Genomic DNA, 245 nt, shown 5'->3' with positions numbered 1-245 from the left:
CCACCACATGCTCCAGCACGGCAGCCATGGACGGGTTCTGCAGCTTGGCCAGTTCCGGCTGGGTCATGATCCCCAGGGACAGCACGTTCACCAGCACCAGGAACAGCAGCACGGTGATGAAGCCGATCACCGTGGCCCGCCCGACGTCCGCGCGTTTCTGCGCCCGGGCCGAGTAGACGCTGGCGCCCTCGATGCCGATGAACACGAATACCGTGACCAGCATCATGTTGCGCACCTGGTCCATC

1 protein-coding gene is annotated in these 245 nt (G+C 64.5%); it reads right to left on the bottom strand.

Annotated elements, in window-relative coordinates:
* A partial coding sequence (locus tag J5M73_RS31635) for an amino acid permease (protein ID WP_207817033.1) occupies positions 1-245 on the bottom strand: 245 nt, incomplete at both ends.

It is taken from the genome of Pseudomonas sp. 50_B (assembly GCF_017491625.1).
Lineage (GTDB): Bacteria > Pseudomonadota > Gammaproteobacteria > Pseudomonadales > Pseudomonadaceae > Aquipseudomonas > Aquipseudomonas danubii.
The sequence above is the reverse complement of the archived record's forward strand: the minus strand, read 5'-3'. Positions and strand labels throughout refer to the sequence as shown.